This is a genomic window from Vibrio injensis (assembly GCF_001895205.1).
GTDB classification, from domain to species: domain Bacteria; phylum Pseudomonadota; class Gammaproteobacteria; order Enterobacterales; family Vibrionaceae; genus Vibrio; species Vibrio injensis.
On sequence record NZ_BDJF01000021.1, the window covers coordinates 1 to 20,158 of the forward strand.

The window sequence follows — 20,158 nt, forward strand, 5'->3', positions numbered from 1 at the left end:
ATGTACAAACTTTTTCAACAGTGTACAAACTTTATTGTTCCAAAACAATTACACCCATTGACCGGCAACATAGCCGCTTGACCAAGCCCATTGGAAATTATACCCACCGAGCCAGCCTGTCACGTCCATCACTTCACCGACAAAAAACAGACCGGGTACGGTTTTGCATTCCATGGTTTTAGAAGACAGCCAGTCGGTATCCACCCCACCTAACGTCACTTCCGCAGTGCGATACCCTTCCGTTCCATTAGGGACAATTTGCCACTCTTGCAAGGCTTGCGCTGTTTGTTTCAGCGCAGTAGGGGTTAGCTGTTTCATCGGCTTATCAACCAATAAACCACGCTCAATAAGCACTTCCACCAAACGCTTAGGCAATAAGCGCGACAAGGTGGTTTTTAAGGTTTGATTAGGGTGTTGTTCACGAGCCTCGGCTAAGGCATGATCCACGTCCACATTGGGCAATAAGTTAATGGTCAGAGTTTGGCCTGGCTGCCAGTAAGAGGAAATTTGCAGCACCGCCGGCCCAGATAGGCCGCGATGAGTAAATAATAATGCTTCTTTAAAACTGGTACCACAAGGGGCGTGGATCTCAACCGGCAGCGCAATACCCGACAGCTCAGCCAAGGCTTCTTTATCGGCAACATGCAGGGTAAATGGCACCAACCCCGCACAAGTCGGTAATACGGGAATCGCAAATTGCTCCGCCACTTTATAGCCCAACGGCGTTGCCCCTAATTTAGGCATTGACAATCCTCCAGTGGCAATCACCAGCGATTGACACTGCCAAGTACCTTGTGAGGTTTGCAGTACAAAGCCGTCCGCGATTTGACTAATGGTTTGGATATCGACTTGATAACGCTGCTTCAGCGTTGGCTGATCGCACTCGGCCAGTAATAGGTTAACAATCTCTTTCGCTGAATCGACACAAAACAGCTGACCATGTTCACGCTCTTCAAATTCAATCCCATGTTTACTGACCAGTGAGATAAAATCCCAGTTGCTGTACTGGGATAACGCTGATTTTACGAAATGTGGATTACGGCACAAGTAGTTCGCTGCCGAGACATGGTAATTGGTAAAATTACACCGCCCGCCACCAGAAATTAAAATTTTCCGGCCCGGTTTTTTGGCGTGATCCATTACTAATACTTGACGACCACGCTGCGCCGCTTGCGCCGCGCACATTAGCCCCGCGGCACCAGCACCAATGACAATCACGTCTACTTGTTCACTCATCCACTACTCTCACGCGAATAAAAAAAGGATGTGCGACCAGCACATCCTTACTAGGGTGACTATTCTAACGATAAACGTCTGGCTTGCCAATCCATCCCCTTAGAGAACAAAAGCTGCCAATGAGGTCACCATAACTAAAGCGCAGCACAACACAAAGAGCTCTCTTACTCGGGAACATTTTCCGGTAAAGACGGGATCATGATGGTGGTGATACTCTTTGCTCTTCAGGTAATGATACAAACGTACTTGCTTGGTCACGTTACCTTGAGTACTAAAGAATCCTCGTCCATCCACTTGTTGGTACAACAATGGATGAGCTTCACGCATGATATAAATGAGCGAACGTAACGCCGTTAAGTATCTAGCGATATTAATGCCCGTCACTATCATGAGCCCAAGTAAAATAGTATCTCCACTGATCATCTTTTCCTCCCTACATCTCATGTAAGCATGCCCAGAAAAAAAGACGACCACTTGCGCTTCAGTTTTTCTTTTTGCTGAGGTTACTCAGCAGGGGCACCCATTACCGACGATGAGCTTGCTTTGGCTAATGCTGCTAGATCTTTATCGATAAAGAACAACGCTTTTCCATCTTCGCCGACCAGTTCTAGCTTGTCTAAAATCCCTTTAAACAACTTCTCTTCTTCATGTTGCTCCGCCACATACCACTGAAGGAAGTTAAACGTTGAGTAATCTTGTGCAGTAAACGCAACATGAGCCAGTTTGTTGATCTTTTGGGTAATCATCTGTTCGTGTTCATAAGTTTCACGAAACACTTCCCCTAAGCTGGCAAAATCGTGTTTCGGTGCAGCAATCGCACCAAGGATTGGCATTGCGCCAGTTTCACTCACGTAAGTGAACAGACGCTGCATGTGCTGCATTTCTTCTACTGCATGAACCCGTAAAAATTCAGCGGCACCTTCAAATCCTTTGTCTTCGCACCAAGCACTCATTTGTAAGTATAGATTGGATGAAAAAAATTCGAGATTAATTTGCTCATTCAAATGATCAATCATGGCAGGTGAAAGCATGGATGACTCCTAATGGTTTGGTCTATGACTCTGATCACTATACCATGATCCCGCTTTATTGCGCTTTTACCATTACGAGTGACGATAGATATGAGATCACTTTAGCAAAAATGTCTGGCTCAAAGTGCTAACCTAATCATGTCATCAGCAAGGAGAGAGCATAATGAGTTATCAACATATTTTGGTTGCGGTCGATCTGTCGGAAGACAGCAAACTATTGATCGATAAAGCCGTGGCACTGGCTAAGCCGCTGAATGCGGAGATCTCTTTTATTCATATCGATGTCAATTATGCTGAACTGTATACGGGATTGATTGATATTAACTTAGCGGAAACTCAGCACCACTCGATGGAAACAGCGCAAAAGCAGTTACAAGAATTGGCCACTTACGCCAATTACCCGATTAAACACACCCTAGTCGGTAGTGGCGATTTGAGTAATGAGCTGTGTGATACCATTGGTGAGTTCAATATTGATCTCGTGGTGTGTGGTCATCATCAAGACTTCTGGAGTAAGATCCTTTCCTCCACTCGTCAGCTGATCAACTGCTCACCCGTGGACATGTTGGTAGTACCACTCAACGACTGACGAGCCTTAAAAACTCCGCTACACTGCAGACACGTTTTATCCATGATTACATCTTATGCTTTACTTATCTGCGGTGACCCTACTTTGGGCCTTCTCATTCAGCTTGATTGGCGTTTATCTTGCCGGTCAAGTCGACGCTTGGTTTTCCGTTTGGATGCGAGTGGCCCTTGCTAGTCTTGTTTTTTTACCTTTTTTAAAAATCAAACAGGTACCATGGCCTCTGATCGCCAAGTTAATGGCGATTGGTGGCATTCAACTAGGTTTAATGTACTGCTTTTACTACCAGTCCTTTTTATTACTTTCTGTCCCTGAAGTACTGCTATTTACCATCTTTACTCCGATTTATGTCACGCTCATTTATGACGGGTTGAAAGGACGCTTCTCTCCTTGGTATTTATTAACCGCCGCGATTGCCGTGCTCGGTACGGCATTTATTCAATTCTCAGGGATCAATGAACATTTTTTAAGTGGCTTTTTAGTCGTGCAAGGGGCCAACCTATGTTTTGCACTGGGCCAAGTTGGCTATAAATATGTCATGGAAAAAGAGCCCGTTCAGTTATCACAACATACGGTATTTGGTTATTTTTATCTCGGCGCGTTGGTGGTAGCGAGTGTGGCTTTCTTCCTCTTAGGAAATACGGAGAAACTCCCCACCAACACATTACAGTGGAGTGTCCTGATTTATCTTGGGCTTATCGCTTCAGGGCTTGGCTATTTTGCTTGGAATAAGGGCGCTTGTCTGGTGAATGCCGGAGCATTAGCGATCATGAACAACGCATTAGTGCCAGCAGGATTAGTGGTGAATATCGTGATTTGGAACCGAGAGGCGGATCTGTTGCGCTTATCGGTGGGCGGTACGATTATTTTGCTGTCATTATGGGTAAACGAAACTTGGGTGAAACGTCGTGTTGCGACACAATATGCGACCACTCTCAGCAAATAAACCGCAAAATGCGCAGAGCGAACCAGTCCGTCTGCGCTAATCAATACGGCGGGAAATATGCTTAGATAGAAGGTTTAATGAACTTGAGCCAGATGAAGCGATGGATTAGCAGGATGAACGGATAACTGAGCAAATTTTGCGTTTATTGCATGTTGTTTTTTCAGTAATTTACGCTGCTTTTTTAATACGTTTGCTAATTTTTTCTGATATTTTTTCTGCTTTTTCAGCGTTTTCTTATTCGGTGTTAAAACCGCATTCTCAACCTGACCGGATACCGATAAAGAGGCAGCTACAGTTTGACTCTGCTTAACCGCTTTAAGTAATGGCTGTGGCTTGCACAGCGCCCCTTTTTCAGCAGAGCTGCGAGCGCACGAACCACAAACGTAATTGGTTTGCGCCACTAAACGATGAATGTCTCCCAGTGAAGCACGTATATCATGACGATTTAATTTACATAAGCGCTTGACCATAAGAAACACAACTCCGACTAATAATGCTAATAATTCGCAGTTAGATATACCGCGAACCATTCACAAAGGCAAGGCGATTTTTTCTCCAATCTACCGATTATTTGCTTGCATGGCGGCAAGTACATAAACATCAAAGCGATTTTTTTTGGTCTCAATCGTCATGCTTGGCTTTTGCTCCGCTAACCAAGGAGCGTAATCCGGCCGTTTGACCACTACCCGCTTAGTCGCCAACTGTAATGCGGGAGCCAGTAGCTCATCAGCATCATTATCTGCGCCAACCAGAGATTGAAAAACTCGCATTTCTTTTTTAACGAGTGCGGTTTTTTTCTTATGTTCTGGATGTGGATACATAGGATCGAGATACACCACATCCGGTTGCTCAAACTGACTGTCGAGAGTTAAATGCTGCAAAGCGGCATGACTTGATGCATGGAGCATCGTTACCCGCTGACTGACCCACGGACCAATTTCTTGGTCTTGTTTAGCGCGAGCTAACCCATCGTCAAGCAAAGCCGCCACCACAGGATGACGCTCGACCATTTGTACTCGACAACCTAATGAAGCGAGAACGAACGCATCTCGACCTAAGCCAGCCGTCGCATCTAATACCGTCGGGAGTATACCTTTATTTAAGCCAACCGCTTTGGCTATCGACTGCCCTTTACCGCCACCAAACTTGCGTCGATGAGCGACAGCACCGGTTACCCAATCGACGTAGATCGCCCCCAGCTTTGGCTCATCCGTTTTACGTAGCTCTAAACGCTGCTCAGTTAACACTAAAGCAAAGACACTTTCGTTACTATGAGTCAGTTGCCAGCGCTGCGCCAGTTGCTCAAGCTCTGCCGAGCGTTGTGGGGCTTCACATATCAGTTGTAGCTGCAAAGGGTCACTCCAGAGAGAAAAAACAGCGCTCAGTGTAGCGAATTTTCAATGGAACCGCGATATTTTCACAAGTCCGCTCAATCAGCTTAAGGCGTAGAGTAAAACCACGGTTGGCAGCGACGGTAAATAATGCTATATCCAACAGAGCTGATGCTGTAGACCAACCTATTTAGCTCATACAATAAGTCGGATAATCATAGCGCTACCGCTTCAACTCAAAAGGTCTATCAACGGCAGATGGCCCATCGCCTGACGCTGAATTTAGGAACGGATATGCAAACCGCCTCAACAAAATTAGATGATTTAGATCGCGCCATTTTAAAAATTTTAATGGATGACGCACGTACCCCTTACGCCGAGATGGCCAAACAATTTTCGGTCAGTCCCGCCACGATTCATGTGCGAATTGAGAAAATGAAAGCGGCCGAGGTGATCCAAGGCACTGAAGTGGTAGTCAATACCAAAAAACTCGGTTACGACGTGTGTTGTTTTATTGGCATTAATCTTAACGCTGCTCGTGATTATCACTCTGCACTGGCTAAGTTGAATGCGTTAGAAGAAGTGGTTGAAGCTTACTACACGACAGGCGCTTACAATATTTTTGTCAAATTAATGTGTAAATCGATTGAAGAGCTACAGTATGTGTTGATCGATAAGCTACAAGCAATTGATGAAGTACAATCGACCGAGACCTTAATCTCGTTGCAAAATCCGATTAACCGCAACGTCAATCCTTAAAACGCAATCACCCCAACCAGAACGATTGGGGTGATTGATGATAAGCGGTGCTAGTGTTTATTTATTGAGGTAGTTCAACAGATCTTGCGCAGAAATACCTTGCTCAGAAAGCTGCTTGGCCAGTAATTCTACTTGCTCCCCTTTGCGAGCTTCGATGACTTGTTCAAATTGATAAACCAAGTCACGCAATACAGGAACCGGTACTTGCTTAGCTGCACTACGAATACGTTCACTACTTTGGTTACCCAGTTCATTAAGTAACTTGCCAAACATCACTTTTTCCGGTGATTCATCCAGCTGTTCCCAAATGCGAGCCATTTCATAAGTGGTCATTGACATCGTATCGTATTCCAAAAATATCGTTCAAAAGTAAGAGTGAACAATATACACATCTTCCACCCTTTAGAAAATAGCTAACCCGTCTATTTTCAGGCCAAATATGGCGTGTTCTGAACGCTTATGTTTTAGCGTACCCGATAACGTTAAGAATTGAGCGCCCATTGATGCCAACGACGACCCACTTTTGAAAACAAAATAATCAGTGCCGGAGCCACCAACCACATATGCAAAGCTATCAAAATTTGTGGTTCAAAACTTAAACGTTGTAGTGTACCAACCAGTAAACCTGAACCACTCATTTGGAATAATCCTAATAAAGCGGCTGCGGTACCCGCTCGGTCACCAAACGGAGCTAACGCTTTGCCCGCTGCTGCACCGAGAATCCATGCAAAGCCTATGGATGAAATAAAGATTGGCAACATAAATGCTAACGCGGTGGTAACCTCAGCTAACATCACCATCACGCTTCCCCCCACCAGCAGCGCGAGAATACCCAACACCAACGTGCGATGCGTACCAACGCGGTCCATCATTTTCGGAGCCGACAAACAAGCGACGATATTCACTAATGCGTTAATTCCAAACCAAAAAGTAAACTGGTTCATACTCAGCCCTAAGCGGCCCATTAGTATTAAAGGCGCAGAAACAACATAGGCAAGGATCACTGCCATCGCGAGCATACATAACGATGCATGAAACAAAAACGAAGGGGTTTTTAATACTGACCAATAACGAGACCAAGCAAAGTAAGCTTGCTTCTCAGTCGTTGGGTTGGTTTCTTTCATACTAAACAGGATCAGCAACCCAATCGTCATCGCAAAACCGGCCATAAAACTAAAATTAGCGCGCCAGCCGAATTGCTGGGTTAACCAACTGCCCAAAATAGGCGCCAGAGCGGGAATAAAACAAATCGCACCATTTAAGTAGCTGATCATTTTGCCACTGCGTTCTGGGCCAAAAAGATCGCGAACTGTTGCAAAGGCTGCTACCGATGTCGCGCACGCACCTAAGCCTTGTAACAACCGAGCAATCAGCATCCATTCAATACTTTGTGCACTCCACGCCAATAAAGCGCTCAAGGCATAAATACTGATTCCAACTAATGCAACAGTTCGACGTCCATATTTATCTGCGAGTGGTCCAGCGAACAGCTGTCCAACACCCATCGCAAATAAAAACCAAGTGATCGTATCTTGTGCTAATGCATGTTCCACGTGAAACGTTTGGGCAATTTTCGGTAAAGCAGGTAAATAAATATCAATCGCCAGAGGGCTAAACAGCACTAACAGTGTCAGTAGCACCATTTGCAGGCGACTTGGCGTCGGTAAAGCAGTTACGTTCACGGAATGATTCCACATCAATAAGGGTATAAATTGAGAGGTACGTATCATAGCGAGAAACAGATATGAATAGAAATGGCGTATACTCATCACCATTATTCCCAAATGGAAAAACAGATGAAGATTGAAAGCTTAGCGCGTCTCGACCTCAATTTATTGGTCTGCTTAAAGGTATTGATCGAAGAGCTCAGCGTCACCCGCACCGCAAATCGACTCTGTCTTAGCCAGTCGGCGGTCAGTAAATCATTGGCTAAATTACGCATTCAATTTACCGACCCATTATTTATTCGCAGTTCACATGGTTTAAAGCCCACGCCCAAAGCGCTATTTCTCAAGCCCAAACTGGATATTTTGGTCAACCAATTAGAGTTAATTAATCAGCCGGAAGTCTTTTCTCCCCAATCGAGTGAATATCGCTTTCACATTGCCGCTGTGGAAAGTGTGTATTCGCTGATTCTGCCACACTTCTTACCGGCTATTTTTAGTCAAGGGCCGAAACTGAATATCAGTACTCATGCTTGGAGCGATCAAACCTTCAAAAAATTACAACTCGGCGAATTAGATTTAGGGATCACTGGTAAAGACATTGATATTAATGATGCAAGGCTAACCATGCTGCCTCCGAAAGACATTTGTGAACAAGAAGTTTTTCGCGATACCCAGATGTGTGCCGTACGCCAAGATCATCCCGTATTGCAACGCTCATGGAATTTAGAAAGCTACCTCTCCCTACGTCATGTTCAAGTGCGCTGTGATGGCAACGATCGTTGGTTACTCGACTATCGACTCGCTGATATCGGCTTAGAACGAGATATTGCTATCACTGTGCCTGATTTTAATAGTGCTGCCAGCTTATGTACCTATACCGACTTTGTGTTTACCGCACCACGGCACTTTACTTACATGATTGCTCGGCAGATGAATCTGGTGGTTTTACCTATCCCATTGGAATTTCCACCAATGGCCTACACGCTATTTTGGCACCGTGATCGAGAAGATGACCCTGCGCTCAGTTGGTTACGACAAATCATCGATAGTAAAACTACGCATCTTCGTCAACACGGTTATGGCGTTGAATAGAAAATTAAGACAAGCTCAGTAAACGTATCAATTAAGGCTTATCTACTGAGCCAAATCAGACAGATTTGCACGCCTATAGCAAAAGAGGTAGCTTATATTATCTCTGGCTTTCTCTCGCCATGAGCCTTTATCAAGGACCGTTAACAAGGATTACCTCATGTCACACCCCATTGCTCAACGTATTACTGAACTGCGCCATTGGCTGATTCAACAAGGCTTAGATGCCCTAATTGTTCCTCATGAAGATGAGTATCTCGGGGAATACGTACCGATTCAAAACGAACGCTTAGAGTGGGTTACTGGCTTTACTGGCTCGGCCGGTGCTGCCGTGATCACCAGCGATAACGCCGCTATCTTTGCTGATGGCCGCTACACGGTGCAGGTGCCGAAGCAAGTACCTAGCGACATTTTCCAGTATCGTCATTTAATTGAAGAGCCTTATCTACAATGGATCACCGAACAGCTCCCTAAAGGCAGTAAAATCGGTTATGACCCAAGAATGCACCGAGCTAGCTGGTTAACCAGCGCTCAACAGATATTCGCTGGTGAATACTCACTGGTGGCCATCACTGAAAACCCGATTGACCTATTATGGCAAGACCGTCCAGCCCCCGTGACCTCGGCGATGCGCCTGATGGCGGTGGATCAAGTCGGGGTAGATTGTCAGACAAAACGAGAAACCATTGCCAAGTTATTGCAAACTAAAAAAGCCGACTGCGCGATACTCACTGAGCTAGATTCTATTTGCTGGTTATTAAACGTTCGTGGCCTCGATGTCGCTCGCCTACCCGTGTTACTCTCACACGCGATCATTCATGCTGATGCAAGCGTTGATTTTTTCTTCGACCCATCACGCTTAGCGACCGGTTTTGAGCAACACGTGGGTGCGGGAGTTCGTGTTTATCACCCCGAGCAATTACAAGCTCAGTTAGAACAGTTTACTGGCCGCCGAGTGATGCTCGACCCAGCGACCAGCAATGCTTGGTTTACCTTAGTACTACAAAATGCTGGCGCAGAGTTAATCCAAGATAGCGATCCATGCTTATTACTAAAAGCGGCCAAAAACCCGACGGAAGTGGCAGGAATGAAAGCCTCCCATATCCGTGATGGTGTGGCGATGAGTAAGTTTCTTGCTTGGCTAGATAATGAGGTTGCCTCTGGTCGCCTTTATAATGAAGCTCAGTTAGCCGACCAGCTTTATACTTTCCGCGCGCAAGACCCGACATTGGCTGATCTTAGCTTTGATACGATTTCCGCCGCTGGTAGCAATGCCGCCATGTGTCACTACAATCATCTCAATCAGCCACAGCCCGGTGAACTGAGTTTAAATAGTTTGTATTTAGTCGATTCAGGCGGTCAATATCTCGACGGTACTACCGATATTACCCGTACCATTGCGATTGGTCAGCCAAGCGCAGAGATGAAACACCAATTTACTTTAGTACTTAAGGGGCATATCGCCTTAGCTCAAGCTCGCTTCCCAGCAGGCACTTGTGGCCATCAACTGGATGCGCTTGCACGCCAATATTTATGGGCAGAAGGCTACGATTACGATCACGGTACAGGCCATGGTGTCGGACACTTTTTAAGTGTTCACGAAGGGCCACAACGGATCAGTAAAGTGCACAACCCCGTCGCTTTACGCCCCGGCATGGTATTGTCTAACGAGCCAGGGTATTACCGAGCTGACGAGTTTGGCATCCGGATTGAAAACCTTGAATTAGTGGTTGAGATCCCAACCCAAGGAGATAAAAACATGCTGGGCTTTGAAGCGCTGACTCGTTGCCCAATCGATACCCGGGTGATTGATTTTAGTTTATTAGCCGCGCATGAAATTGCTTGGCTTAATGACTACCATCAGAAGGTGTGGCGCGACATTAGCCCATTGGTCGAGGGCGAAGTAAAACTCTGGTTAGAAAAAGCCACTCAGCCAATCACTCTATAAGCGGATAAATCCGAGTGTAAACCAGTCTGAACGCTGAAACCAACCACTCTGATTACACCAATTTGCTTAGTGTTCTATTCTCCAACTCAGCTTTCATTTGCATCCCTTAACCTCTTGGTTAAGGGATTTTTTATACCCAACAGCTCTCTTATCTGTCGTCAAACAACGTAGCATTGCCGCTTCAAGTAGAACGGGTATAAATACCTCAACAGACTAAATCACCTCTAATTATTAATAAAAATCCAACAATCAAGCAGAGAAAATAACCTATTGATTTAAAATAAAAAATAAAAACAACCATTACTAGCTCGCCATGTAAAACAAAAATAATAGTTTGAGATCTAACGATTATTTAAGTAGAGTTATTGTTAACTAATCGTTCAATTAAAGATAACAGGGAGTGTTAATGCCTAAGATTGGAATGCCTGATATACGAAAACCACAACTCGTACAGGCCACCATGACGGTGATTGAACAAGTTGGATTACACGCCGCTAGCATCGCCTTGATCAGCCGCGAAGCTGGGGTATCAACCGGGATCATTAATCATTATTTTGGTGGTAAGCACGGTTTATTAGAAGAAACCATGCGCGTGATCCTTCGTGAGCACTCACTCACTGTGATGAATGCATTAAGCAAACTTAAAAAGGACGCTCATCAAGCGCGAATTAATGCCATAGTGCAAGCCAACTTCGCCGGCTTTCAAACCCAAAGCCACGTCGTCAAAACTTGGTTAGCTTTCTGGTCATATTCAATGCATGACCCACAACTCAACCGTTTACAACGGGTGAATGAAAAACGTCTGATCTCTCATTTGCACATTGAGCTCAAAGCATTACTCCCAAAAGCTCATGCTCAACGAGTCGCGCAAGGTATTGCCGCTCTTATCGATGGCTTCTGGCTACGTGGTGCACTTAATCCCAACGGAATTAATGCCGACCAAGCCCAGCGCTTAATTAACGATTACTTACAACAACAACTCGCTCAACACGCAGCACTTACTCAATAGGTCTTTATCATATGGAAATCGCTTCGCTTTATATCGATGGCGCACCGCGCTACGCGTCATCGGGAGAAACTTTTACCAGCTACAATCCCGCAACCGGAGAGCCGCTGGCAGTATTAGGTCACGCTAGCGCCAGCGACGTGCAAGCCGCGATTGACTCAGCTCAACGGGGATTTGCGATTTGGTCAGCCATGACCGCGACCGAGCGTAGCCGAATCTTGTTAAAAGCTGTCGCCATCCTGCGTGAACGTAACGATGAGCTAGCTAAACTCGAAGTCCAAGATACCGGTAAACCGATCCAAGAAGCACTTGCCGTTGATATCACCACGGGCGCCGATGTGATCGAATACTTTGCCGGTCTCGCGCCCACTCTGCAGGGTGAACAGCAACCACTCTCAAACAGTCAGTTTTTTTACACCCGTAAAGAGCCTCTAGGCATTTGTGCTGGAATTGGTGCTTGGAACTATCCTATCCAAATCGCCATGTGGAAATCCGCGCCTGCTCTAGCAGCGGGTAATGCGATGATTTTTAAGCCATCGGAAGAAACGCCGCTCAGCGCACTCAAACTGGCGGAAATTTTTACACAAGCCGGTTTACCTGATGGCGTGTTTAACGTAGTGCAAGGGGATGCGCGAGTGGGACAAATGCTCACTGCCCACCCTGAAATAGCTAAAGTCTCTTTCACTGGAGAAAGTGGAACCGGTAAAGCCGTGATGGCCGATAGCGCGAAAACGTTAAAATCAGTGACCATGGAGCTAGGCGGTAAATCACCCTTGATCATTTTTGATGATGCTAAGCTAGATCAGGCCGTATCGGGGGCGATGACCGCTAACTTCTATACCCAAGGCGAAGTGTGTACTCACGGCACGCGAGTGTTTGTGCATCAATCCATTTATCCAGCGTTTATTGAGCAACTCAAAGCGCGCACAGAAGCTCTGGTTGTTGGCGATCCGATGGACCCAACTACCCAAGTAGGCTCGCTCATTTCTCAACCACATTTCGACAAGGTGCTCTCAGCCATCGATAGCGCCAAACAAAATGGAGCCACCCTACTCACTGGTGGAAAAGCGGTCACTGAAGGTTCATGCGCTAAGGGTTACTTTGTTGCTCCCACAGTGTTTGTCGATTGTGACGATGAAATGGCCTTTGTCCAACAAGAGATCTTTGGCCCAGTCATGGCAGTGCTGAGTTTTACGGATGAACAAGAGGTCATTCAACGTGCCAACAACACAGACTATGGCTTAGCCGCAGGGGTGTTTACGCAAAACCTAGCGCGCGCTCATCGTGTTATCCACCAGCTACAAGCGGGCATTTGCTGGATCAATACCTGGGGTGACTCTCCTGCGCAAATGCCTGTCGGTGGTTACAAACTATCGGGAGTAGGAAGAGAAAATGGTATCGAAACTTTAACTCACTATACCCAAACCAAAAGCGTGTTAATCGAACTCGATGACTTCGTCGGCCCTTATGCTTAAGGAGTGATCATGAAACAGCATTATGACTATATTATTATCGGTGCCGGATCCGCTGGCTGTGTGTTAGCCGATAGATTAAGTGAACAGCCAGATAACTCGGTGTTATTACTTGAAGCTGGCGGCAGTGATAAAAGCATTTTTATTCAAATGCCAACCGCCCTGTCTTATCCGATGAATAGCGCCAAATACGCTTGGCAATTTGAATCTCTCGCCGAACCCGGACTCGATGGTCGACAGTTACATTGTCCACGTGGCAAGGTCTTAGGCGGCAGCTCTTCCATCAACGGCATGGTTTATGTCAGAGGCCATGCTTGCGACTTTGATGAATGGCAACAGCACGGTGCACAAGGCTGGGATTACGCATCATGTTTACCCTACTTCAAGCGTGCTGAATCATGGAGTCAAGGAGCCGATACCTATCGAGGCGGTGACGGCCCAGTCGCCACCTGCAACGGTAATGAAATGACGCTAAATCCCCTTTACCAAGCTTTTATTGAAGCCGGTGAACAAGCAGGCTACCCAAAAACCGACGATTACAATGGTTATCAGCAAGAAGGTTTTGGGCCAATGCACATGACGGTTAATAACGGAGTTCGCGCTTCAACCGCCAATGCCTATTTAAAGCGTGCTTTAGCTCGACCTAACCTAACCCTGCTTAAAGGCGTCCTGACGCGTAAAGTACTACTTAAAGATAAACGAGCGATTGGCGTCGAGTTTGAAAAAGGCGGCCAAACCCAGGTGGTGTTTGCTAATCAAGAGGTCATTTCCAGCGCGGGCTCAATTGGTTCCGTGCAATTACTGCAATTATCAGGTATTGGTCCACGCGATGTATTAGAAAGCGCTGGCATTGAGGTGCAACATGAACTGCCCGGCGTCGGTGAAAACCTGCAAGATCACTTAGAAGTTTATTTTCAGTATCGCTGCCAACAACCGATCACATTAAACAGCAAGCTCGGTTTAATCAGCAAAGGGATGATCGGCACCCAATGGATCTTGACCAAACAAGGCTTAGGCGCCACCAACCACTTTGAATCTTGTGGCTTTATTCGCTCACGGGCTGGGCTCAAATGGCCAAATATTCAATACCACTTTTTACCCGCTGCCATGCGTTACGATGGACAAACCGCGTTTGATGGTCATGGCTTTCAAGTGCATGTCGGTCCCAATAAACCGCACAGTCGCGGCCGGGTTTGGATTCGCTCCAGCGATCCAAAGCAAAAGCCCGCAATTTTATTCCGTTATTTATCACACCAACAAGATATTCAAGATTGGCGAGACTGCATTCGCTTAACTCGTGAGTTACTCGCGCAGCCCGCATTAGATGACTATCGCGGTGAAGAAATTCAACCCGGCTTATCCATTAGCAGCGATGAAGCGATTGATAATTGGGTTAAACAAAATGTTGAGAGTGCCTATCACCCGTCTTGTAGCTGCAAAATGGGCTCAGCTGATGATGCCATGGCCGTCGTGGATAACCAATGCCGAGTATTTGGTATTCAAGGGTTACGGATTGTGGATTCCTCCATCTTCCCCACCATACCGAACGGTAATCTAAATGCTCCAACAATCATGGTTGCAGAACGTGCAGCCGATATGATCCTCAATAAATCGCTGTTACCTGCTGAACCCGCACCAGTGTGGATTTCAGACAATTGGCAGAGTAAGCAGCGTTCACGGGCAGCCATTCGTCCGATGGATCGCTCAACACCTCAGGAAAAGAGTTCAATGACAAGGAAAAATTATGCTTAAAATGACCGCTTATCTCTCCGTCGCCGCATTATCATTTAATGCTTATGCTAACCAATGTCAAACGGTTCGCTTTGCTGATGTCGGCTGGACAGATATTACCGCCACCACCGCTGTAGCCAGCGAAATTCTACAAGGACTCGGCTATCAAACTCGCACGCAATTATTATCCGTGCCGGTCACCTACTCTTCAATGGCTAATGGGGATATTGACATATTCCTTGGCAATTGGATGCCAACCATGGAAGCGGATATCGCTCGTTATCGTCAAGCGGGTACAGTCGAAACCGTCCGTGCCAACCTTGAAGGAGCAAAGTATACCCTAGCCGTTCCTCAATATGTTTATGATGCGGGGATTACCTCTTTCGCTGATCTCGCTAAGCACAGTGATAAGTTTCGTAACCGCATTCTTGGCTTAGAGCCCGGAAATGATGGTAACCGTACTTTGCTATCTATGATTGCAGATGACGCCTATGGACTGGGTGAATTTTCGATTGTTGAATCGAGTGAAGCGGGCATGCTTTCACAGGTTCAACGTTCCGTGCGCCGTCAACAATGGGTGGCTTTTCTTGGTTGGGAACCACACCCAATGAATACCATGGTTGATATGGTTTATTTAAGTGGTGGTGATGATTATTTTGGCCCTAATTACGGCGGGGCAAGTGTTCACACTAACGTGCGTCAAAACTATCTTAATGAATGTGAAAATGTTGGTAACTTCTTAACTAACCTCGTCTTTAGCTTAGAAAGTGAGAATGAGTTAATGGATGCCATCCTCAACCAAAATCAATCCCCTGAACAAGCAGCTCAGCAATGGCTACAAGCGAACCCTGAGACGCTAAGCCGCTGGCTCGATAATGTGACCACCATTGACGGCCAACCAGCTCTTGCTGCTGTAAATCTATATTTATCTCGCTAATTTTTACCCCTCACTTAGCGGTAGCTTCACCGGCTATCGCCAAGTGAATAAGGAACTATGCTTATGATTACTGAACACAAAATTCCTCTCGGACAATGGATGGAGTCGTTTGTTGACTGGCTGACTATTCATGGAGAACGATTTTTTGATGTGATCGCTTTTGTATTAGAAAGTAGTATTTTATTGTTAATTGATCTATTTAAAGCCATGCCACCCGCCGCTCCCATTTTGATCACCGCCGCTTTGGCTTGGTGGCTACATCGCAGCTTCTCTCTGGTCATTTTTATCATAGCTTCATTACTACTCATTCTTAACCTTGGCTACTGGCAAGAAATGCTGGAAACCTTTGTTTTGGTGTTTGCCGCAACAACGATTTCCGTATTAATTGGCGTGCCGATTGGAATTATGGCCGCCCATCGCGCCTGGCTATATACCCTATTAAGGCCGATTCTCGATTTAATGCAAACCGTTCCAACGTTTGTCTACCTGATCCCTACCCTAGTTTTATTCGGCCTTGGTATTGTGCCAGGACTGATCTCAACCATTATTTTTGCCATTGCCGCCCCGATTCGTCTGACCTATTTAGGAATAACCCGAGTTCCCGAAGAGCTGCTTGAGGCGGGCAAAGCTTTTGGCGCTAGCAAAATGAAATTGCTATTTAAAGTCGAGCTGCCCGCCGCCCTGCCTAACATTATGGCAGGTATCACCCAATGCATAATGTTGTCACTGTCGATGGTGGTTATCGCGGCCTTAGTCGGTGCTGATGGTCTCGGCAAACCCGTCATCCGCGCTCTCAATACGGTAAATATTTCCCAAGGCTTTGAAGCCGGTCTCGCTATCGTATTAGTCGCCATCATTCTTGACCGTTTATGTAAGACGCCGCAACGTAAGGAAAACAGCTAATGAATGCGATCACGATACGTAACCTTGATGTCGTCTTTGGCGACAATCCTCAACCTGCATTGGATTTACTCGATCAAGGCAAGTCACGCCAAGAAATTAATGCTGCAACTGGCACTGTAGTTGGCGTTAATAACGTAAGCCTTGATGTTGAACAAGGTGAAATTTGCGTACTCATGGGGCTGTCTGGTTCTGGTAAATCGAGCTTACTGCGCGCTATCAATGGTTTAAATCCTGTCTCTCGCGGTTCACTACTGGTGCAAGATGGTCAAGAGTCAATTAATCTGGCCGATTGTAATCAAACCACACTCCGTCAACTGAGAATGCACAAAGTCTCGATGGTATTTCAAAAGTTCGCTTTAATGCCTTGGTTAACGGTGCTGGATAACGTCGCTTTTGGTTTAGAAATGCAGGGCGTTGGTAAAAAACAACGTCGCCAGCAAGCCAGAGAAAAGCTACAAATGGTCGATCTACAAGAGTGGGAAGACAAGTACCCACACGAACTCTCAGGCGGAATGCAGCAAAGGGTTGGGTTAGCAAGGGCCTTTGCTATGGATAGTGACATACTATTAATGGATGAACCTTTTTCTGCTCTTGATCCTTTAATTCGTAGTCAGCTACAAGATGAACTATTAAGCTTGCAGAAAAAACTCAATAAAACCATCGTCTTTGTCAGCCATGATCTCGATGAAGCGTTAAAAATCGGCACCCATATCGCGATTATGGAATCAGGAGAACTGATCCAGCATGGCACACCTGAAGAGATTGTATTAACGCCAACCAATCAATACGTCAAAGATTTCGTCGCTCATACCAATCCATTGAATGTACTGAAAGGTCGTTCGTTAATGAAAGACACATCATCCTTCAGTCAAGATCAACAACGCTGGCAAGTTTGTGCGCAACGCGATTTATGGTTAGAACATAAGGAACAAAATTGGCAATTAACCGATGCTAATCATGCGGCACAATCATTTCAGCTGATGACGTGGCAATCGGGAATGCCAACCACGGAACTAAACTCGACCACTTTAGTAATGGCCAGTCCTGAAATCAGTATGCGCGATGCGATAGAGATCCGCTACAAAACCGGTCTACCTATCCTACTAATCGATAAGCAACAGCTTGTTGGCACGCTAAATGACGATGACTTTTATCATGCGTTATTGGGTAAATATCATCAAGCTGCTTAACCTCTTTGTGACTTATCGCTGTTAGTGAATAGCCTATTTATCCATAGTTAACAAAAATATACCCAAACCACTTGGAGTTGCAGGTAGGCGGCAAGAGAGTGACAAATTTGTCTGGAACAAATTTGAACAGCCGTAGGCTGGCCTGTGGTGAGAGCCACGGATGGCTCTCATAATCCCCATGAGCCTAGATAGACTATGTGATTGGGGCGAACGAAAGTAGCCAACACCCCTGCAGCTTCAAGAAGGAAGGGTATAGTTAATAAAAAAGCACCAAGACCATTATTCTTTGTCTTGGTGCTTTACTTTATAGCCCGTGCTTAACAAGCATCACTTCAGCAGTGTTTTGGCTCAAATGACACATTAATTCCACAATTCCACTCAAGTGTCACAGTCTTCGTCAAAGTGATGACAAACTCTTGCGGGCTTATGTTTCACGTGAAACATACCCTCCAGAATACACCGAGTGCCAATCTTGCCATACTGCAGCTAACCCTTGCGCTTCTATCATAGCCGCCACTTGTGCTGCGCTTCGCTTATCACTAATCGAAAATTGCTCCAGTTCTGGTTTGTTATCGGCATAGCCGCCCGGCTGGGTTTTAGAGGCTGCCGACATACTGGTAATACCGAGGCGCATAGCGTTATCACGAAATTGCGCCGACTCTCGAGTAGACAGAGAAAGCTCTAACTGTGAATTGAACAAGCGAAAAGCACAAATAAGCTGCACCAGCTGTTTATCTGTCATCAGTGACTTGGGTGGCACTCCTCCCGCACAAGGACGTAAACGTGGAAATGAAATAGAATAACGACTTTGCCAATAGGTTTTCTCTAAATAATCAACATGGGCTGCAACGTAAAAACTTTCTGTGCGCCAATCGTCCAACCCAATTAGAGCGCCTAAACCAATTTTATCAATCCCTGCTTTGGCAAGGCGATCGGGAGTCGCTAACCTGTAATTAAAATCGGTCTTGTTGCCGCGCAAATGGTGTTGAGCATATGTCGAGGGATGATACGATTCCTGATAAACCATCACCGCATCTAAACCTAAGCTTTTTAATTCCGCATATTCTTCCTGTGCTAACGGCTGCACTTCCATCGCAACATGGTGAAAAGCGGACTTAATTAACGGTAACATTTGCCGAAAATAATTCATGCCGACTTTAGTTTCATGCTCACCCGTCACCAATAACACACTATCGAAGTGCATGTTTTTAATCGCCGCAATTTCTCGCTTTATTTCCTCAGCATCGAGGGTTTTCCGCTTAATGCGATTTTCCATCGAAAAGCCGCAATAGCTGCAACTATTGGCGCACAAGTTCGATAAATACAGCGGCACGTACAAGCCCATGGTGTGTCCGAAACGTTGTCGAGTCGCGGCATAGGACAGCTGCGCCATCTGCTCAAGATATGGCTCAGCAGCAGGTGACAGCAAGGCCTGAAAATCCGTTAATGTTCTAACTGGCTTGGCTAATGCTCGCTCAACCTCTGTAGTTGTTTTGCTGTATATAGACAGCTTAATATCATCCCAATTAAGCTCAGCAAAGCGATTTAGGAAGCTCATAATATCAATCCAAAAAAGCGGTCAACGGACTTGATGCCATCGCTTGTTGACCACGAACAGCAAGGCCAGCTTGATAAGCTAAGCGTCCGGTTTCGACCGCTTGCTTAAAAGCCTGCCCCATTAAAACGGGATCCGCGGCAGTAGCAATCGCTGTATTGACTAATACCGCATCGGCGCCCATTTCCATCGCTAACATCGCATCAGAAGGCGCACCAATGCCGGCATCAATAATCACCGGTACCTTGGCTTGTTCAATGATGATCCGTAAAAAGTCTTGTGTTCTTAACCCCTGGTTACTTCCAATCGGTGCTCCCAATGGCATAACTGCCGCGCACCCCACCTCTTCTAGGCGTTTGCATAGCACCGGGTCGGCGTGGCAATAAGGCAAAACAGTAAATCCCTTTTTCACTAACTGTTCAGCGGCCAGTAAAGTTTCGATCGGATCAGGCATTAAGTATTTCGGGTCTGGGTGGATTTCTAATTTAAGCCAATGGGTTTGCAGCGCCTCTCGAGCAAGATGGGCAGCATAAATCGCTTCACGGGCGGTTTTCGCTCCCGACGTATTGGGCAATAGCTGGACACCAGCCGCGATCAAAGGTGCAAGAATGTCATCTTCTCGATGCTGTAAATCGACTCGCTTTAAAGCCATCGTCACCAGTTGCGATTGGCTGGCGGCTATCGCAGCTGCCATGGTCTGACGATTGGCAAACTTGCCAGTGCCAGTTAATAATCGTGATTGAAACTGAGTTCCTGCAATAGTTAACATCA

The 20,158-nt window shown here is 46.0% G+C and carries 20 protein-coding genes; 11 read left to right on the forward strand and 9 right to left on the reverse strand.

Annotated features, from left to right (window positions below; genetic code table 11):
* Positions 1-48: 48 nt before the first annotated feature.
* From BSR11_RS09630 to ftnA, 3 genes are all read right to left on the reverse strand, one after another.
* Positions 49-1,236: a BaiN/RdsA family NAD(P)/FAD-dependent oxidoreductase gene (locus BSR11_RS09630; RefSeq protein WP_072670202.1), complete on the reverse strand. Its 1,188-nt coding sequence runs from the start codon at positions 1,234-1,236 to the stop codon at positions 49-51.
* Between the two features lie 99 nt (positions 1,237-1,335).
* Positions 1,336-1,659 carry a universal stress protein UspB gene (gene uspB / locus BSR11_RS09635; RefSeq protein WP_040903572.1) on the reverse strand — a complete coding sequence of 108 codons (324 nt, stop codon included), beginning with the start codon at positions 1,657-1,659 and terminating at the stop codon, positions 1,336-1,338.
* 80 nt (positions 1,660-1,739) lie between these two features.
* Positions 1,740-2,267: a non-heme ferritin gene (gene ftnA / locus BSR11_RS09640; protein WP_040903570.1), complete on the reverse strand. Its 528-nt coding sequence runs from the start codon at positions 2,265-2,267 to the stop codon at positions 1,740-1,742.
* 163 nt (positions 2,268-2,430) lie between these two features.
* Here ftnA and uspA point away from each other — a divergent pair, with 163 nt between their 5' ends.
* Together uspA and BSR11_RS09650 are read left to right on the forward strand one after the other, a co-directional pair.
* Positions 2,431-2,856 carry a universal stress protein UspA gene (gene uspA, locus BSR11_RS09645; protein ID WP_004393869.1) on the forward strand — a complete coding sequence of 142 codons (426 nt, stop codon included), beginning with the start codon at positions 2,431-2,433 and terminating at the stop codon, positions 2,854-2,856.
* 55 nt (positions 2,857-2,911) lie between these two features.
* Positions 2,912-3,799: a carboxylate/amino acid/amine transporter gene (locus tag BSR11_RS09650; RefSeq protein WP_072670203.1), complete on the forward strand. Its 888-nt coding sequence runs from the start codon at positions 2,912-2,914 to the stop codon at positions 3,797-3,799.
* 74 nt (positions 3,800-3,873) lie between these two features.
* Here BSR11_RS09650 and BSR11_RS09655 read toward each other — a convergent pair whose 3' ends face one another.
* Both BSR11_RS09655 and BSR11_RS09660 read right to left on the reverse strand, forming a co-directional pair.
* On the reverse strand, positions 3,874-4,269 hold the full coding sequence (locus tag BSR11_RS09655; RefSeq protein WP_072670221.1) for a hypothetical protein: 396 nt from the start codon (positions 4,267-4,269) through the stop codon (positions 3,874-3,876).
* Positions 4,270-4,359: 90 nt separating this feature from the next.
* Complete coding sequence (locus BSR11_RS09660; protein WP_072670204.1) at positions 4,360-5,151, reverse strand: class I SAM-dependent methyltransferase; 792 nt, start codon at positions 5,149-5,151, stop codon at positions 4,360-4,362.
* Between the two features lie 273 nt (positions 5,152-5,424).
* Between BSR11_RS09660 and asnC the strand changes: the two genes are divergently transcribed.
* Positions 5,425-5,889, forward strand: a complete 465-nt coding sequence (gene asnC / locus BSR11_RS09665) for a transcriptional regulator AsnC (RefSeq protein ID WP_004393858.1) — start codon at positions 5,425-5,427, stop codon at positions 5,887-5,889.
* Between the two features lie 57 nt (positions 5,890-5,946).
* Here the strand turns inward: asnC and tsrA are convergent, their stop codons facing one another.
* Positions 5,947-6,228, reverse strand: a complete 282-nt coding sequence (gene tsrA, locus BSR11_RS09670; protein WP_004393857.1) for an H-NS-like global regulator TsrA — start codon at positions 6,226-6,228, stop codon at positions 5,947-5,949.
* A gap of 143 nt (positions 6,229-6,371) precedes the next feature.
* On the reverse strand, positions 6,372-7,532 hold the full coding sequence (locus tag BSR11_RS09675; RefSeq protein ID WP_422636404.1) for a multidrug effflux MFS transporter: 1,161 nt from the start codon (positions 7,530-7,532) through the stop codon (positions 6,372-6,374).
* Positions 7,533-7,685: 153 nt separating this feature from the next.
* Here BSR11_RS09675 and BSR11_RS09680 point away from each other — a divergent pair, with 153 nt between their 5' ends.
* The 8 genes from BSR11_RS09680 to choV all read left to right on the forward strand — a co-directional run bounded on the left by BSR11_RS09680 (position 7,686) and on the right by choV (position 17,832).
* The gene (locus BSR11_RS09680) at positions 7,686-8,648 is read left to right on the forward strand and encodes a LysR substrate-binding domain-containing protein (RefSeq protein ID WP_072670206.1); all 963 of its coding nucleotides are present in this window, start codon (positions 7,686-7,688) and stop codon (positions 8,646-8,648) included.
* A gap of 157 nt (positions 8,649-8,805) precedes the next feature.
* Complete coding sequence (locus tag BSR11_RS09685; protein ID WP_072670207.1) at positions 8,806-10,593, forward strand: aminopeptidase P family protein; 1,788 nt, start codon at positions 8,806-8,808, stop codon at positions 10,591-10,593.
* 406 nt (positions 10,594-10,999) lie between these two features.
* A complete protein-coding gene (gene betI, locus BSR11_RS09690) occupies positions 11,000-11,602 on the forward strand; it encodes a transcriptional regulator BetI (protein ID WP_072670208.1) in 603 nt (200 codons plus the stop codon).
* Positions 11,603-11,613: 11 nt separating this feature from the next.
* Positions 11,614-13,074, forward strand: coding sequence for a betaine-aldehyde dehydrogenase (gene betB, locus BSR11_RS09695; RefSeq protein WP_072670209.1), 1,461 nt, complete (start codon positions 11,614-11,616; stop codon positions 13,072-13,074).
* Positions 13,075-13,083: 9 nt separating this feature from the next.
* On the forward strand, positions 13,084-14,823 hold the full coding sequence (betA, locus tag BSR11_RS09700; RefSeq protein ID WP_072670210.1) for a choline dehydrogenase: 1,740 nt from the start codon (positions 13,084-13,086) through the stop codon (positions 14,821-14,823).
* Positions 14,816-15,739, forward strand: a complete 924-nt coding sequence (locus BSR11_RS09705; protein WP_072670211.1) for a choline ABC transporter substrate-binding protein — start codon at positions 14,816-14,818, stop codon at positions 15,737-15,739. The genes betA and BSR11_RS09705 overlap by 8 nt, the downstream gene beginning before the upstream one ends.
* A gap of 57 nt (positions 15,740-15,796) precedes the next feature.
* Positions 15,797-16,642 carry a choline ABC transporter permease subunit gene (gene choW / locus BSR11_RS09710; RefSeq protein ID WP_072670212.1) on the forward strand — a complete coding sequence of 282 codons (846 nt, stop codon included), beginning with the start codon at positions 15,797-15,799 and terminating at the stop codon, positions 16,640-16,642.
* Positions 16,642-17,832 (forward strand): choline ABC transporter ATP-binding protein, encoded by a 1,191-nt coding sequence (choV, locus tag BSR11_RS09715; RefSeq protein WP_072670213.1) that lies wholly within the window; start codon positions 16,642-16,644, stop codon positions 17,830-17,832. The genes choW and choV overlap by 1 nt, the downstream gene beginning before the upstream one ends.
* Positions 17,833-18,256: 424 nt before the next feature.
* Here the strand turns inward: choV and thiH are convergent, their stop codons facing one another.
* On the reverse strand, positions 18,257-19,390 hold the full coding sequence (gene thiH, locus BSR11_RS09720; RefSeq protein ID WP_072670214.1) for a 2-iminoacetate synthase ThiH: 1,134 nt from the start codon (positions 19,388-19,390) through the stop codon (positions 18,257-18,259).
* A 4-nt stretch (positions 19,391-19,394) separates the two neighbouring features.
* Positions 19,395-20,156, reverse strand: coding sequence for a thiazole synthase (locus BSR11_RS09725; RefSeq protein WP_072670215.1), 762 nt, complete (start codon positions 20,154-20,156; stop codon positions 19,395-19,397).
* Between the last annotated feature and the right edge of the window lie 2 nt (positions 20,157-20,158).

What these genes read in the sequence shown, in the direction of transcription:
- BSR11_RS09630 (WP_072670202.1), bottom strand. Translation starts at nt 1,236, where the DNA reads ATGAGTGAACAAGTAGACGTGATTGTCATTGGTGCTGGTGCCGCGGGG.
- uspB (WP_040903572.1), bottom strand. Translation starts at nt 1,659, where the DNA reads ATGATCAGTGGAGATACTATTTTACTTGGGCTCATGATAGTGACGGGC.
- ftnA (WP_040903570.1), bottom strand. Translation starts at nt 2,267, where the DNA reads ATGCTTTCACCTGCCATGATTGATCATTTGAATGAGCAAATTAATCTC.
- uspA (WP_004393869.1), top strand. Translation starts at nt 2,431, where the DNA reads ATGAGTTATCAACATATTTTGGTTGCGGTCGATCTGTCGGAAGACAGC.
- BSR11_RS09650 (WP_072670203.1), top strand. Translation starts at nt 2,912, where the DNA reads ATGCTTTACTTATCTGCGGTGACCCTACTTTGGGCCTTCTCATTCAGC.
- BSR11_RS09655 (WP_072670221.1), bottom strand. Translation starts at nt 4,269, where the DNA reads ATGGTCAAGCGCTTATGTAAATTAAATCGTCATGATATACGTGCTTCA.
- asnC (WP_004393858.1), top strand. Translation starts at nt 5,425, where the DNA reads ATGCAAACCGCCTCAACAAAATTAGATGATTTAGATCGCGCCATTTTA.
- tsrA (WP_004393857.1), bottom strand. Translation starts at nt 6,228, where the DNA reads ATGTCAATGACCACTTATGAAATGGCTCGCATTTGGGAACAGCTGGAT.
- BSR11_RS09675 (WP_422636404.1), bottom strand. Translation starts at nt 7,532, where the DNA reads ATGGTGCTACTGACACTGTTAGTGCTGTTTAGCCCTCTGGCGATTGAT.
- BSR11_RS09680 (WP_072670206.1), top strand. Translation starts at nt 7,686, where the DNA reads ATGAAGATTGAAAGCTTAGCGCGTCTCGACCTCAATTTATTGGTCTGC.
- BSR11_RS09685 (WP_072670207.1), top strand. Translation starts at nt 8,806, where the DNA reads ATGTCACACCCCATTGCTCAACGTATTACTGAACTGCGCCATTGGCTG.
- betI (WP_072670208.1), top strand. Translation starts at nt 11,000, where the DNA reads ATGCCTAAGATTGGAATGCCTGATATACGAAAACCACAACTCGTACAG.
- betB (WP_072670209.1), top strand. Translation starts at nt 11,614, where the DNA reads ATGGAAATCGCTTCGCTTTATATCGATGGCGCACCGCGCTACGCGTCA.
- betA (WP_072670210.1), top strand. Translation starts at nt 13,084, where the DNA reads ATGAAACAGCATTATGACTATATTATTATCGGTGCCGGATCCGCTGGC.
- BSR11_RS09705 (WP_072670211.1), top strand. Translation starts at nt 14,816, where the DNA reads ATGCTTAAAATGACCGCTTATCTCTCCGTCGCCGCATTATCATTTAAT.
- choW (WP_072670212.1), top strand. Translation starts at nt 15,797, where the DNA reads ATGCTTATGATTACTGAACACAAAATTCCTCTCGGACAATGGATGGAG.
- choV (WP_072670213.1), top strand. Translation starts at nt 16,642, where the DNA reads ATGAATGCGATCACGATACGTAACCTTGATGTCGTCTTTGGCGACAAT.
- thiH (WP_072670214.1), bottom strand. Translation starts at nt 19,390, where the DNA reads ATGAGCTTCCTAAATCGCTTTGCTGAGCTTAATTGGGATGATATTAAG.
- BSR11_RS09725 (WP_072670215.1), bottom strand. Translation starts at nt 20,156, where the DNA reads ATGTTAACTATTGCAGGAACTCAGTTTCAATCACGATTATTAACTGGC.